General features: G+C 67.9%; 16 protein-coding genes and 1 pseudogene. 11 read left to right on the top strand and 6 right to left on the bottom strand.

Translation table 11 applies throughout. From position 1 onward, the window contains the following. The 3 genes and pseudogenes from NB3_RS34450 to NB3_RS36365 form a co-directional block, all read right to left on the bottom strand. Positions 1–327: helix-turn-helix domain-containing protein (locus NB3_RS34450; protein ID WP_157111973.1), on the bottom strand; the 327-nt coding region annotated here is incomplete at its 3' end. Between the two features lie 233 nt (positions 328–560). Beyond that, on the bottom strand, positions 561–2,105 hold the full coding sequence (locus NB3_RS23530; RefSeq protein WP_067807513.1) for a recombinase family protein: 1,545 nt from the start codon (positions 2,103–2,105) through the stop codon (positions 561–563). A gap of 65 nt (positions 2,106–2,170) precedes the next feature. Next, positions 2,171–2,371: pseudogene (locus NB3_RS36365) on the bottom strand (transcriptional regulator); the annotation flags it as partial. Positions 2,372–2,482: 111 nt separating this feature from the next. Between NB3_RS36365 and NB3_RS23535 the strand changes: the two are divergent. After that, the gene (locus NB3_RS23535) at positions 2,483–3,850 is read left to right on the top strand and encodes a hypothetical protein (protein ID WP_067807516.1); all 1,368 of its coding nucleotides are present in this window, start codon (positions 2,483–2,485) and stop codon (positions 3,848–3,850) included. A gap of 50 nt (positions 3,851–3,900) precedes the next feature. Here NB3_RS23535 and NB3_RS23540 read toward each other — a convergent pair whose 3' ends face one another. Then, positions 3,901–4,188 carry a hypothetical protein gene (locus NB3_RS23540; protein ID WP_067807518.1) on the bottom strand — a complete coding sequence of 96 codons (288 nt, stop codon included), beginning with the start codon at positions 4,186–4,188 and terminating at the stop codon, positions 3,901–3,903. A 417-nt stretch (positions 4,189–4,605) separates the two neighbouring features. Here NB3_RS23540 and NB3_RS23545 point away from each other — a divergent pair, with 417 nt between their 5' ends. The 7 genes from NB3_RS23545 (at position 4,606) to NB3_RS23570 (ending at position 10,714) form a co-directional block, all read left to right on the top strand. Beyond that, complete coding sequence (locus NB3_RS23545; protein ID WP_067807520.1) at positions 4,606–4,923, top strand: DUF732 domain-containing protein; 318 nt, start codon at positions 4,606–4,608, stop codon at positions 4,921–4,923. A gap of 113 nt (positions 4,924–5,036) precedes the next feature. Continuing rightward, positions 5,037–6,089: a fused (3R)-hydroxyacyl-ACP dehydratase subunits HadA/HadB gene (locus NB3_RS23550; RefSeq protein ID WP_067807523.1), complete on the top strand. Its 1,053-nt coding sequence runs from the start codon at positions 5,037–5,039 to the stop codon at positions 6,087–6,089. A 162-nt stretch (positions 6,090–6,251) separates the two neighbouring features. Next, complete coding sequence (locus tag NB3_RS35250) at positions 6,252–6,416, top strand: hypothetical protein (RefSeq protein ID WP_157111975.1); 165 nt, start codon at positions 6,252–6,254, stop codon at positions 6,414–6,416. Between the two features lie 243 nt (positions 6,417–6,659). Then, a complete protein-coding gene (locus NB3_RS23555) occupies positions 6,660–7,901 on the top strand; it encodes a PP2C family protein-serine/threonine phosphatase (protein WP_371855934.1) in 1,242 nt (413 codons plus the stop codon). Then, positions 7,898–9,523, top strand: coding sequence for a sensor histidine kinase (locus tag NB3_RS23560; protein WP_067807526.1), 1,626 nt, complete (start codon positions 7,898–7,900; stop codon positions 9,521–9,523). Before NB3_RS23555 ends, NB3_RS23560 begins: the two co-directional genes overlap by 4 nt. Continuing rightward, the gene (locus NB3_RS23565) at positions 9,520–9,966 is read left to right on the top strand and encodes a response regulator (RefSeq protein ID WP_067807529.1); all 447 of its coding nucleotides are present in this window, start codon (positions 9,520–9,522) and stop codon (positions 9,964–9,966) included. The genes NB3_RS23560 and NB3_RS23565 overlap by 4 nt, the downstream gene beginning before the upstream one ends. A gap of 328 nt (positions 9,967–10,294) precedes the next feature. Next, complete coding sequence (locus NB3_RS23570) at positions 10,295–10,714, top strand: ATP-binding protein (protein WP_067807532.1); 420 nt, start codon at positions 10,295–10,297, stop codon at positions 10,712–10,714. 11 nt (positions 10,715–10,725) lie between these two features. Here the strand turns inward: NB3_RS23570 and NB3_RS23575 are convergent, their stop codons facing one another. Then, the gene (locus NB3_RS23575) at positions 10,726–11,103 is read right to left on the bottom strand and encodes a MerR family transcriptional regulator (protein ID WP_067807535.1); all 378 of its coding nucleotides are present in this window, start codon (positions 11,101–11,103) and stop codon (positions 10,726–10,728) included. Between the two features lie 145 nt (positions 11,104–11,248). On the opposite strand from NB3_RS23575, the gene NB3_RS23580 reads away from it, so the two are divergent. The 3 genes from NB3_RS23580 (at position 11,249) to NB3_RS23585 (ending at position 12,309) form a co-directional block, all read left to right on the top strand. Next, a complete protein-coding gene (locus tag NB3_RS23580) occupies positions 11,249–11,668 on the top strand; it encodes an Hsp20/alpha crystallin family protein (RefSeq protein WP_067807801.1) in 420 nt (139 codons plus the stop codon). Positions 11,669–11,870: 202 nt separating this feature from the next. Next, positions 11,871–12,029: a hypothetical protein gene (locus NB3_RS35255; RefSeq protein WP_157111976.1), complete on the top strand. Its 159-nt coding sequence runs from the start codon at positions 11,871–11,873 to the stop codon at positions 12,027–12,029. 22 nt (positions 12,030–12,051) lie between these two features. Then, a complete protein-coding gene (locus tag NB3_RS23585; RefSeq protein ID WP_067807538.1) occupies positions 12,052–12,309 on the top strand; it encodes a cold-shock protein in 258 nt (85 codons plus the stop codon). Between the two features lie 27 nt (positions 12,310–12,336). Here NB3_RS23585 and NB3_RS23590 read toward each other — a convergent pair whose 3' ends face one another. After that, positions 12,337–13,932 (bottom strand): GMC oxidoreductase, encoded by a 1,596-nt coding sequence (locus NB3_RS23590; RefSeq protein ID WP_084823603.1) that lies wholly within the window; start codon positions 13,930–13,932, stop codon positions 12,337–12,339. Positions 13,933–13,966: the final 34 nt, after the last annotated feature.

The raw sequence follows: 13,966 nt of genomic DNA on the forward strand, positions 1-13,966 counted from the left end.
ATCCACCGAAGGCACCGTCGGCACATCTGCCAACCGATACAAATGCGCCTTCTCCGCCGCATCCAACGACAACGTCCGCGCCACCGAATTCAAAACCTGCACACTAACGTTGATTTCGCGACCTTGTTCAAGCCAAGTGTACCAAGTTATTCCAATTCCGGATAATTGGGCGACTTCTTCGCGGCGCAATCCGGGAGTTCGCCGACGTGTCCCTGTCGGAATTCCAACATCCTCTGGCGAGATACGGGCTCGCCGGGACTTGAGGAAGGCACCCAATTCCGCGCGGCGGGCCTTCCGCACTGCCCGGACGTCGACTACATCGGTCATCCTCTGATCCTTCCGCACCATGCCACAGGTATCCAGTTGTTGTCAGTACTAGTTTCGGCCGCCACCGGCCAACGGCCGCCAGACCCGGTGTCGGCATAGGTGAGGACTCTCCTGAGACCGACCAGGCCTAGCGGCTTTGCATCGGTCACGTTCACTAACTGGATCGATATGTGGCCCGGTCGGTGCGGCGAGCGTCGTCGCACCGGGAGCCTGAGTGGGAGTCCACGGCCGCGTCACGAGACAAGTGGCTCGATCTCGATAGTGTCCACGCCAGCGCCCACACCGAACCCGCGTCGTTTTCCCGCGGCGGACAGAATCGTCACCCGCACCAGCGACCGGATGATGTCGCGCTTCGCTTCCAACGGGGTCAGCTCCGGATCGTGCCACTTCGCCCGCGCATCCGGGCCTGCCGCGGCAGCGACGTGCGGCATGGGCAGAGCCGCTTGGGCTCTCCGCTCCGCCGCCTCGATCAGCGGCGCCTTCCTCGCTTTGTAGACGGCGATTTCCGCTGGCGACAGGTCCGCGTCAATAGCATCGTTCAACCACTTCTCGTACGAGACACGCAGTTCACGTGCCTCCGTCAACGCAGCCACGGCGTCCTCGTCCGTGCGAGCCAGAGCACCGAGGAGTGCGGGATCCTCCAGCCGCCGCAGGACCACCTCTTCGACCAGGGCATCGACCAACTTCGCCTTGCGGCCAACGCAGCTGTTCTTCTTGCACACGTAGTAGCGAGTTTCGGGACCCCACTTGCGCCGCGACACAACCGGCCCATCGCACTTCCAACACCGCAAAAGCCCCGACAGCAACCACTTCGGCGTACTCCCGTTAGAAGTCCCCCGGCGAGGATCATTGAGGATCATCTTCAGTCGCTCATGCTCATCGACTGAGATCAGGCCTTCCCAAGCAGCCTTGATCGTCAAGCGCTCGCCGTTCTCATCGACATGAACGCGCAGTCCTGCCGCCGCTTCGCTCAACAGCACGCGCTTGACCATGTTGCTATCCCATTGCGTTCGCCACGTTTTCGGGCACGGGCACGATCGCCTATCGACCTTCCGCACCACCCGACGCCCGTCCTTCACCGAGCACCGGTTGCACGGGAAAGACTTGTCATGGCTCGGAACTGGCACGCCCTCCCTCGTCAGCCAACGTCCGATCTGGTACGTCGGCTCCATGTCCAGCGCACGCCGGACCATCTCACGAAAGATCGGACCGTTCTGAGGACACGGCACCCGTCGCACGGCACGGCCTCGTTGATAGACGATCTGGAAGCCGAACGCCTCCGGGCCATGCGGCTTACCCTCAGCGAAGTTCTGCGCCAGAGCCCGCATCGAGTCCAACCGGTTTCGTTCCGGCGCGTGCTCGTCCTCGACCGCGTCCTGAGCGACCCGCTTGCGATCGTCGGGATCGTTCATGTCATAGAGCACGCCGCCGTAATACCAGTACACCCTGAACTCCGCACACAACTCACGCAGCTCGGCCATGTCGCCGACCTTCCGGTTGGCCCGCGACGAGGACCAGTTGACCAACACACCCCCAGGCACCTCACCGCGTTTCACCCGGCCAGCTATCGCCGCCAACTCCTGACGCAGCACCTCACGACCCGGACGATCCTTACGCGCGTGACGCGTCGCCCCCACCGCACCCTCATCAATCACCTTGCACACCGACCACCCGAACTGGGCACACTCACCCCGCCCCCACGCGATCTGCTCCTTCGGGGAACGCTCGTTCTTATGCTTCCCCACCTTCGACACACGGGCCTGGATGACGGCCGCCAAACCAGGGAAATCCTTCGGACTCAGAGGCATAACCCCAGGCTAAGCAACAGATACCCCTAACTGCACTGCACGCACGTGTACCACGTCACGCCGATTCCCGATAATTGGGCGACTTCTTCGCGACGCAGTCCCGGTGTGCGTCGACGGGTTCCCGTGGGAATTCCGACATCCTCCGGCGAGATACGGGCTCGCCGGGACTTGAGGAAGGCTCCCAGTTCGGCGCGCCGCGCTTTGCGCACCGCCCGCACGTCGACTACATCGGTCATTCCAGAGATCATCCCGGACCGTGACACAAGTATCCAGGTGCTGCCGGTACCCGTTTCGGAACGGCGCGGCGCGGGGATGTTCGGTTCGTCCCGGCTGGGTACGCCTGGGGAATGGTGCGCTGGCGTGAGGCACTCGAAGGCGTCACCGCGTTCCTGGCCACCGCGGTGGCCGGGCTGCTGCTGGTCGTGCCGCTCAGCTTCGGCCGGACCTGCCATTGCACGCCCTATCAGGTGAATCAGCTGGTTCTGAGCGTGCCGCGCGAGGCGGCGATCGGCGTGCTCGTGGCGGCGGTCACCGCGGTGGTCGCGGTCAGCCTGGCTCGTGCGCGCACGGCGTGGTGGATCGCGCTGGCGGCGACGGCGTTGCTGTTCGTCACGCACACGGTCGAAGCGCACAGCGCCTCGCCCGACATCCTCACCACCACCGCCTACCTCGACGCGATCGGCAGCGGTGTTCTGCTCGGCGCGACGGGCGTGGCCGTACTCGGCCGCCGCGTGCCCGCGATGGGCCTGGTGCTGGGCGCCGTCGGCTGTTTCGTGGTCATCACGCTCTCGCAGGCGTCGGGGCTGCTGGGCAATCCGCATCGGGCGACAGCCGAGCCTCGCGTGTGGTCGGTGTTCGAGACACAGCCGCTGTGGTTGCTCGCGGCGGTGGCCGGGCTCATCCTGGCGTGCCAGGCGGCCACCCGGCACCGGTTCACACCGGAGCCGGTCTATCCGGAACTGCCGCTCAGCCCCGTGGTCGCCGCGATCGTGCTGGTGATGACCGAATTGGGCGTCGCGGAGTGGCGCTTCCGGCACGGCGACGGCAGCATCGAGCTCGTCGTGACGGCAGTGTGCACCTTGCTGGCCACGACCGTCGCCGCCTGGCTGCTTCCCCGCCGGGACGGGATCGCGATCTTCCTCGCGGTCGGGCTCAGCGCCACCGGCAGCGCGGTGGGCAACGGGCCACGACCGGCATGGAGCGTGCCGCTGCTGCTCGGCCTGATCCTTCTGGGCTATCTGGCCGGAACCCGAATCCGGCCGTCGAATCCGCTGGTGGGCGCCGGATTGCTCGCGACGGTCGCACTGTTCGCCGCCGTTGCTCCCGCCGGTGGCATGCGCAACATGGTCGCGGCCGCGCTCGCCGTGGCAGCGGGGTATTGCGCGGCCTGCATCCAGCCGCGAACAGCGGGCAGCATTCTCGCGATCGCCATCCTCTGGCGCCCCTCGACGGTGGCGCCTATTCGCACCGAATCGTTCGACTGGACGATGGTGTCGCCGCGCCATCTCCACGACTGGGGTCCGGTCACCGTGGTTACGGGTTCGGAATGGGCGGCGTTCGCCATCACGGTGGGTTGCGGCGCCGGACTCGCGCTCCGCGCTCTGCCCAAGCGAAGGGCCCCCGCGCCTCGTCGTATTCCGGCACGCCGGGCGGGAATGCGGCAGTTGTTCGCCGAGGCGTCGACGGCTCGGCATGGGCACGCGGAGCCGAGTTAGGCGATGCGCAGGGCACTGGAACCGCTCGCTTGCTGCCCCTGGACCTACTCCTACGTCGTGTGACCGGTCGCGCCGCCGTGGTGCGGCACCGGTCGGCCGAGCGGCATCTGCGGTACCGGCGGAGCGGGCGGAACGAATCGCAGGATCTCGGAGAATCCATGGAATCCGCCGGGAATGGGCACTTCCACCGGGACATCGGGTCCGTTGCCGGACGGCTCCGCGGCGGCGGGACCGCAGGCGATCGTCGCCGCCGCGGCGACCGCCAGCGCGGCGACCGCCCAGGCCTGCCACGCCCCACGGTGCGAGCATCGATCACTGGAAACGTCGTCGAATGCCATGATGCGGTCCTCCGATCTGCGTCGGCCGACCCGGCACGACCCTTCCCGTACCGCGGGAGGTCGCCGAGCCTCGAATTGGAAACACCACGGTGCCTACGGTCCACAGGATCCGGAGAGTCATGCTCCCCGCACCCCTCGATCAGCGCGCACGGGACACACGACGATTAGATAACGAAGTGATAACGGACCGAGCGGCGCCGCCATCTTTCGCATACGGCTTGCGCTCGGCCACCCATTCCGGGTGAAGCCTGCCGTTTCCACTCGATTCGAGCCCAGCAGCGGTAGCGGTCCAACGTCGGTGACCGCTTTCGCCGACGGGCCCGGGCTCTTTGGCGCGGCGGCCGCCGCCCGGCTAGGCTGCGTCGGCTGTCGCATGCCGAATTCCGTCCGACCACAAATTGTTTCGATGGGAAACGAATGAAGCTCGCGCTGTGCGGGGTGCTGGTCGTCTGTACATTGTCCGTCTCCGCAGTCGCGGCGGCGTTCATCGTCACCGAAGCGCGGGCGCACGTTCCGCGCGGCGCCGCCAAAGGCTATCTCGCCGATCTACATCGGCTCGGTGTGCGGACGGCGGGCGACGGCGTGACCGCGGCACTGCTCGACCTGGGCTACGCGGTGTGCCGGGAATTGGCGGCCGGAACGTCCGAAGCCGACATCGTGGTCGAGGTGAGCGCGCACCAATCGGTGGACGACGCCGCTGCCGTGGTGGTGGCCGCCGAGCGGAACCTGTGCTGAACCGCCACGATCGACGCCGGGCCGGGCCCTCGTCCACCGACCTCACGGCCACGAAACGGCGAGCGGTGCGGGCTGACCGGAAATTCGCCACGGCTTGGGTAGATTCCCCCGCGATGTCCAGAATCCCTGCCACATCAGGTGCGAACGACACGACCGACACCGCGGCGCCCGCCACGATGGTCGGGCGCCGGTATCGCAGCGGCGATCACTACGAGGTCGGCCGCGAGAAGATCCGCGAGTACGCCCGCGCGGTGCGCAACCAGCACCCGGCGCATCGGTCGGAGAACGCCGCCGCGGACCTCGGCTACGCCGGCTTGGTCGCTCCGCCGACCTTCGGCGCGGTGCCGGGGTATCTGGCCTACGCCGAGGTCTTCGACACGATCCTGCCCGGCTACGACCTGAGCAGGGCCATCCAGACCGATCAGATGATCGAATTCCACCGCCCACTGCTGGCCGGCGACCGGATCGATTTCGAGATGTGCCTCGACTCGTTCCGGCACGCGTTCGGCGGCGACCTCATCGTCCTGCGCCAGACCATCCTCGACCAGGACGATCGGCCGGTCCTCACGTCGCGGACCAGCCTGGTCGGGCGGGCCGACGAGGCACTGCCCGGCTGGTTGGACGCGATGGTGATGCACGGGGTACGCCCTGAGGCCAAGCAGCAGCGCCGGGTCCCGCATCCGCGCTACGTCGGGAACGGCAGCGAGTCCGCTCGCGCGACCCCGCCGCCCGCGCCGCCGAACCCGCGCGGACGGCGGTGGGAGACCGTGCGTCCCGGAGCGGAGCTTCCGGCACGCGCGCTCACGGTCAGTCGAGGCGACCTGGTCAACTACGCCGGGGTGGCGGGAGACCCGAATCCCATCCATTGGAGCACTACGGCGGCCGCCAGGATGGGAATGCAGACCGTCGTCGCGCAGGGCATGTTCACCATCGGGCTCAGTGTGGATTTGCTCACCTCGTGGCTGGGCGACCCTGGGGCGCTGCGCTCGTACAACGTCCGCCTGACCAATCCCGTGCACGTCGGCCCCACCGGCGGGCGGATCGAGTTCTCCGGCCGGGTGAAACACCTGGACGAGGACACGCGCACCGCCACCGTCGCGATCACCGCCGTGCACGACGGGCACAAGATCTTCGGTCGCGCGACGGCCGAGGTCGCCCTCGCGTGATCGCCCCACCCGTTCGCGCCGCCGCGATCGGTGTGTTTGGTCCGCGGCGACGGGGGCACGTTGGAGGCGGAGCACGCGCCCGCCGCGATCGGCGGACGCGAACTCGGCACTCGATCGAGCGGGCAACCGGCCCGCTCGCACCCGAAAGGACCGGTATCTGTCGTGGTTGTGCTTCTTGCTGTGATCGGCTCGGCTTCCCTTGCCGTCATCGCGGTCCATGCCACGGTCGTCGCCCGCAGCTTGGCGGAACTCCGCTCTCCGCGCCGTGGCAGCGCGGCCGGGCACCAGGAGCGCAGCACCGCGCGGCTGACGGGCACCACGGTCTGATCCTCCGACGCCCCTCCCGCGTCCGGCTTGACATATGCCCAGGTGAGCACCGTCATGTCTCGGTCCGGTCGCGGATCGGATACGATCTTGGCTGCCTCTCGGTCCAGCAAACGGCCGCTGAGACAGTCGGCGTGCGCTGGTGCCGCCCTTGGTGATCGGAGGCCGGGTTGTCGGTGTTCGCCGACGACGGCATCAGTGCTGTCGGTCGTTCCACCACACTCGGACCAACGACCGGTGGTTTCCGTGCGGCGTGACGGGACACACGACGATCCCGAGGTGATCGTGGAGGCGGATTGGCCGTGGCAGCAACCTTCGGTGCTGCTCATCGAGGACGACCCGGGGGACGCCCTCCTGGTGGAGGAACTGGTCCTGGACGGCGCGCCCGGCCTGCGGCTGGATTGGGTGCGGTCACTGGCGGAGGCCGCGGAGCACCTCGCCACCGCCGAGCCCGACTGCGTGCTGCTCGACCTGCATCTGCCCGACGCCAACGGGCTCGAGGCGGTGGAACGCATCCGCAGGCACACCGACCAGGTCGCGATCGTGGTGATGACCGGCCTCGATCAGGAGCAGACCGGGTTGGCGGCGGTCGCCGCGGGAGCCCAGGACTACCTGGTCAAGGGCCGGGTCGAGCCGGAACTGTTCGGACGCGCCGTGCGCTACGCGATCCAGCGCAAGCAGGCCGAGCGCACCAGCGCGGCCCTGCAGGCGAGCATTATGCGCGCACAGGAGAACGCCCGGCTGGAACGCGGCCTGCTGCCCACCCCGCTGTTGCGCGGGCAGCGGGTCGTCGACGTCGTGGCGCGCTACCGTCCCGGCCGCGCCCATTCGCTGCTCGGCGGCGATTTCTACGACGTCGTGCAGGACGCGGACGGCACGGTGCACGCCGTCATCGGTGACGTGTCCGGCCACGGGCCGGACGAGGCGGCGACCGGAGTGGCGTTGCGGCTGGCCTGGCGCACCCTGGTGCTGAGCGGCGTGACCGGCGCACGGCAACTGCGGCTGCTCGAGCAGGTGCTGCTGGCCGAACGCACCGGAAAGCAGACCTTCGCGACGGTCACGAGCCTGATGTTGCATCCGGGCGAGCGCCGCGCGCAGGTGCTGCGGGCCGGGCACCCGGGAATGCTGCTGCGCTCGGCGTCCGGATTGACCTGGGTCGAGGTGCCCGGCGGGCCCGCCCTCGGCTTCCTGCCCGGTCGCGCCGACTGGCCCGTCCACGATCTGGACCTGCCGCTCGGCTCTGGCCTGATGGTGTTCACCGACGGCCTGTTCGAAGGGCGAGTCGGGACGGACCAGGAACGACTCGGCGAGCAAGGGCTGATGGAGGTCGCACAGGCCGTGCAAGCAGCGGATCCCGACTGGTTCGTCGACGAACTGATCGGGCGCGTGGAGGCGCTGGCGGGTGCGTCCGGCGGGTTGGACGACGATGTCGCCATCCTCTATCTGGGATGGAACGACGACGGGCAAGGACAGGACCAGAACCGATGACGACGAAGACCGGGCGACCGCCGCTGAGCGCGCGGTGGACCGCCCAGGCTTGGTTCCAGCTGGTGCTGGCCGCGATGGTGCTGGTGGTGATCATCGGCACCGTGGCGGGGGCTCAGGTGATCGCGCAGACCAATCGCGTGACCGATCGGCTGATCGACAAGTCGCTGCCCGCGGCGGCGGAAGCGTATCGGTTACAGGGAGCCTTGGTGAACCAGGAGACCGGTCTGCGCGGCTACCGGATCACCGCCGACCCGCAGTTTCTCCAGCCCTACCGGGACGGCACCCGAGACGAGGCACAGTCGGCCGGTCGTCTGCGCGAACTGCTGGCCGGCCGGCAGCAGCTGCTCGATGAACTCGACGCCGTGGAGCAGGCCGCGCAACGGTGGCGCGACGAGTACGCGGAGCCGCTGGTCGCCGGGTTGGCGTCCGGATCGGTTCCCGGCGCCGACCCCGCGGGCCCGCTGCGCGGCAAGCCGCTGTTCGACAATATCCGGACCCTGTTCGACGTCCAGAACCGCAGTCTCGCCGCGGCGATCGCGCACGACCGAGACGAGCTGAGGCACACGCGCACGGTCCGGGACGCCGTGCTGGCCGGGCTGGTCGTTGCGTTCCTGCTGACCGGCGTGCTGCTGACCGTGCTCATCCGGCGGTTGATCGTTCGCCCCCTCGGCTCTCTGACGGACGCGTCGCTGCGGGTGGCGGGCGGCGACTTCGAGCATCACATCGACGCGCACGGCCCGGCCGACCTCGCGACCGTCGCGAACGCGGTGGAGAGCATGCGCCGCCGCATCGTCGCCGAGCTGGAATCCTCGCGCGCAAAGGAAGCCGTGCTCGCCGAGCAGAAGACCGATCTGGATTTGCAAGCCGTCGAGCTGCGCCGATCCAACGCGGAGCTGGAGCAGTTCGCCTACGTCGCCTCGCACGATCTGCAGGAGCCACTGCGCAAGGTGGCCTCGTTCTGCCAGTTGCTGGAGAAGCGCTTCGGCGACAAGCTCGACGAGCGCGGAAAACAGTACATCGACTTCGCCGTCGACGGCGCCAAGCGGATGCAGGTGCTGATCAACGACCTGCTCACCTTCTCGCGGGTGGGGCGCATCACCGATCGCACCGAGCCCACCGGCCTCGGCCAGTCCCTGGACAAGGCCCTGACCAACCTCTCCACGGCGATCGACGACACCGACACGAGCATCCTGCGGCCGGACGAGCTGCCCGAGATCGTCGGCGATCCCACCCTGCTGACCATGCTGTGGCAGAACCTGATCGCCAACGCCATCAAGTTCCGCGAGCCCGACCGCGCCCCGCGGATCGAGATCACCTGTGCGCCGGATGAGAACGGCGACGGCTGGCTGCTGTCGGTCTCGGACAACGGCATCGGAATCGCACCCGAATTCGCCGAGAAGGTGTTCGTCATCTTCCAGCGGCTGCACAGCCGGGAGGAATACAGCGGAACCGGCATCGGACTGGCCGTCTGCAAGAAGATCGTGGAGTATCACGGCGGCCGGATCTGGATCGACACCGAATACACGGGCGGCGCCCGCTTCTGGTTCACTTTGCGCACGGCCGATTCCGACGCCACCGCCCGCACCGCCGACCTCCCCGCCCACGAAGGAGCCACCGCATGAGCACGCCCGGCCAGCCCATCGACATCCTGCTCGTCGAAGACGACCCCGGCGACGAGCTGATGACGCGAGAAGCCTTCGAGGACAACAAGATCGGCAACACCCTGCACGTCGCCAGAGACGGCGAGGAGGCGCTCGAATTCCTCTACCGCCAGGGACGGTACCCGGACGCGCCCCGGCCCGACCTGATCCTGCTCGACCTGAACCTGCCCAAGTACGACGGCAGGCAGGTGCTGGAGAAGATCAAAGCCGACCCCGACCTGTCGCACATCCCGGTGGTCGTGCTCACCACCTCCGCGGCCGAAGAGGACATCCTGCGCAGCTACCGGCTGCACGCGAACGCGTACGTCACCAAGCCGGTGGACCTCGACCAGTTCGTCGCCGCCATCAAGCAGATCGATGATTTCTTCGTCCAGGTCGTCCGGCTGCCGCGGCAGAACCCGTGACGGCGTTCGCCGTGGCGCCGCCCGGTTCGCCGGTCCGCGGCGCCACGGTTTACGGTGGTGGCCGGTGCCGCAGATCTCACCGACGCCGGCCGCAGCCATGAATGGGGCATGATCAACCGGGTATAGCGTCGGGAAGAACGGCACACGCACGGCGAACACGACAACCGAGCCCAACGGCGGTCGACGTGCTCGGCCCCGCGCTAGTGCAGCGCACCGATCCCCGACAGGGAGGTAACGAGGTGACGGCGCATCAACGCCATCGGAGAGGCATGACGGCAAGAGTCGGCTGCGACAGACGCATCGCGATCGCGGCGGCTGGTACGCGCACGTGAACGCGGGCGAGCGGGTTCCCCTACCCAACGCCGTGGCTCCGCTGGAATTGGACTTTCCCGCCGAGGCGGTGCAATTGGCTACCGTTCGGCACACCTTGCAGGAATGGCTCGCCCAGTGCGGCATGGCCGCGGCACCGGCCTACGACGTGCTGCTCGCAGTCGGCGAGGCATGCACCAACGCCGTCGAGCACGGCCACCACGGCGACGGCGGCCTCGTCCGCTTGCGCGCATCGATCGACGGCGACCAGCTCCGGGTGACCATTGCCGACAGCGGTCGCTGGAAAAAGCCCGATCCGCAGGCCGATTCGTTGCGCGGGCGGGGTATGCCGCTGATCCGGGCACTGATTCCAGAGGTCACCGTGACCACCGGCGACACCGGCACGGTGGTCGATCTGCGTACGCCCTTCTCGGGATAGTCCCGGAACACCTACGCCGGACCCGGCCGTTTGTCTCGCGCGTCCCGCAGGCGGACGTTGTCGGCCTGCAACCGGTCGTTGTCCGCGTACAGCCGGTCGTTGTCCGCGTGCAGGTCGGCATTCGCATCCTCCAGGTCGAGAATGCGGCGGATGCCCGCCAGATTCACGCCCGTGGCGACCAAGTCGGTGATCCGCCGCAGCCGGGCCAGATCGTTGCCGCTGTAGCGGCGGGTGCCCCCGTCGCTGCGTGCGGGACTCAGCAACCCGTGCCGCTCGTAGAGCCTGAGCGTCTGCACACCGATTCCGGCCAGCCCGGCGGCGACCGAGATCCCGTACACCGCTTGTCCGGGATCCGGCAGATGCCCCGAGTCACCCCTTTCCTGCGCCATCCATCCTCACTTCACTTCCTACGAGAGATTTCCTAGTTTAGCGCCTTGCACTCAACTTGCTCCGGTGGTACAAAAAATCTATGTCAGATGACAGAGGTTATCTGACCCCTACTACGGAGAATGGAGTGAGTTGGAGGTGGCGACCATGCTGATGCGCACCGATCCGTTCCGCGATCTGGACCGTCTGACGCAGCAGGTGTTCGGCACGAAGGCGCATCCAGCGGTGATGCCGATGGATGCCTGGCGCGCGGGCGAGGAGTTCGTCGTGGAGTTCGACCTGCCCGGCATCGACCCCGAATCCCTCGACCTGGACATCGAGCGCAATGTGGTGACCGTGCGCGCGCGTCGTCCGGAACTGGACTCGGGGCGCGAGATGATCGCCGCGGAACGCGCCCGCGGCGTGTTCAGCCGGCAGCTGTTCCTTGGTGACAACCTCGACACCGACAAGATTCGCGCCGACTACACCGATGGCGTGCTGCGCCTCACCATTCCGGTGGCGGAGAAGGCCAAGCCGCGCAAGATCGAGATCGGTCGCGGCAACGGGCACAAGGCGATCGACGCCTGAGCAGCCCGAGCCGCTGTCGAATCCTCGAGGGAAGCGGAAGCGAGGTGATGTCGAAGCCGGTGATCTCGGTACCAATCCGCGACGAGTGTCGTCTCACCATTTCCGGGCGGGCCCGGAAGGCCGGGCCCGCACCCGACTCAGGCACGAAAGACGTTGTCGCACGGAGTTTTTCCTGCGCACGCACCTGATGGAGCATCCGATCATGGCATCAACCGAAGTACGCCACCCCGAACTCGCCGCGACCGAGGCCGGAGCCGGGGTTTCCGCCGAAGCCGCGGTCATCTGGCCCGATCCGAGCCCGCTGGACGCCTGGTGGCGACGGATCATGCACTCCGATCCGGTGCGCCGCGGCGCCGCGTGATCCGGCCCCTATCCTCGACTCCGTGACCGATCAGCCCCACCACCACCGTGGCGCGGCGCAATACTGGCGCCGCGGCACGGTGGTCTGGTTCAACATCGAGAAGGGCTTCGGATTCCTGCAGCCCGCCGACGATCCCACGCAGGTCTTCGTGGAGTACACCAGCATCGAGACCACCGGATACAAATCGCTGCACGCGGGCCAGCCCGTGCTGTTCACCGCCACGATGCGCAAGCGCGGCCCCGAAGCCACCGCGGTGCGTCCGGTCCGGCCCGGGGATTGAGCGCCACCACCGGCATGGCGGAAACGGTCAGATGACCGTGCCGACGTCCTGTGCGACCAAGTTGTCCCAGGCACGTTCGGCGACTGCGGCAATGGTCATCGACGGGTTGCAGGCCGCGGTGTTCCCCGGCATGAGCGCACCGTCGAGCACGTACAGGCCCCGCTGGCCGTGCACTCGGCCCTCCAGATCGCAGACGGCTCCCACGCTCGCGCCGCCCAAGGGGTGCCAGGTCGACGGGAACAACAGGTTGGTGTCGGTGAGAATGCTTCCGGGACCGGCGATCCGGTGGGCGGCGGGGCCGATGTAGTTGTCCTGGATGTAGCTGTCACCGTCCTGCGGCCACTGCAGGATGGCGTCGTCGCGGGCCGCGTCGTAGACGAAGTGCCCGCGACCGTCGCTGACGCCGTACCCGACCATCATGGTGCTACTGGCGTCGGCGCCCATCGGTGGGACGGACGCCTGGATCAGGGTGTGGGCGGAGTGCGGGTCGGACCAGTTCTTGCTTCCGTAGACGACCGGGCCGCCCTGTTCCGAACCGAAACTCGCGGTCGGGTCGGTCCACAGGTAGATGCGGTCGGCGTTGGTGCCCCAGCCCTGTCCGAGTCCGTCGGGCATATCGGGGATCAGGCCTTTCGCCGAGGCGCGCACCAGCAGCCTCGTCGTGTTCAGGCTCCCGGCCGCCAGCACGAGCGCACCGGTGGTGATGATCTTGTTCTCCAGGACGGCGCCGCTGGTGTCGAGGCGCTCGACGTGGACGATCCACCTGCCGTCGGCGGCGCGCTCGACGTCGGTGACCTGATGCAACGGCTCGACCGTCACCAGGCCGGTCGCCTCGGCGGCGGCGATGTAGGTGACGTCGACCGAATGCTTGCCGCCGTTGTTCACCCCCATGGCGCCGTCGCCGTTGGTGTAGGAAGGCTTCATCTCGCCCCGGAGTTCGGCCAGGGCGAAGTTCCAGTCGATGGGCATCGGGATCTTCGACAGCGGAAGCCCGGCGCGCAGCACATGTTCGGCGAAGACCCGCGAGGCCGCGTAGTTGGGGCTGGCGATCAGCGCGTCCGGCGCGACCGCCAAGCCGAGCATGCGTGCCACTCGCGGGTAGTGCACTCGATCCATCGTCGCCCAGTCCAGGGCTTCCGGGAAGTGGGCGTCGAACACCTCCCGCGTCGGCTGCAGGGACATCCCTTGATAGACCAGCGATCCCCCGCCGACGCCCGCGGCGCACAGCGCGGTCATATTGGTACCGGGCACGGATTCGACGAGTCCGGTGTACGGCTCGAAGACCAAGGGCTTGCCGAACAACACCGGGCTGGACTTGTACCAGAGGACCCGCTTGTCCAGCGCCGATGCACGCGGGAAGGTCTCCGCGTTGGGGCCGGTCGGCCAGCGCAGGCCACGTTCGAGCACCAGGACCCGGACACCGGCCTCGGCCAGGCGCAGCGCGGTGACGCCACCGCCGAACCCCGATCCAATGACGACCACCCGATGTTCCTCCCGGGTGAGCGGAACGCTGTTCACCCGCGCGGCAATCGGACTCGTCGTGTTCGCGTAGCGCGAGGCGACCAGGAGGCCGCCCGCCGCGGCTGCCCCGGTCAACAGTGACCGGCGCGAAAATGCTGACATCACACACCCTCGAAGATCAGACGCGAGCTCGGAT

The organism is Nocardia beijingensis NBRC 16342 (assembly GCF_001612785.1).
Classification (GTDB): Bacteria; Actinomycetota; Actinomycetes; order Mycobacteriales; family Mycobacteriaceae; genus Nocardia; species Nocardia beijingensis.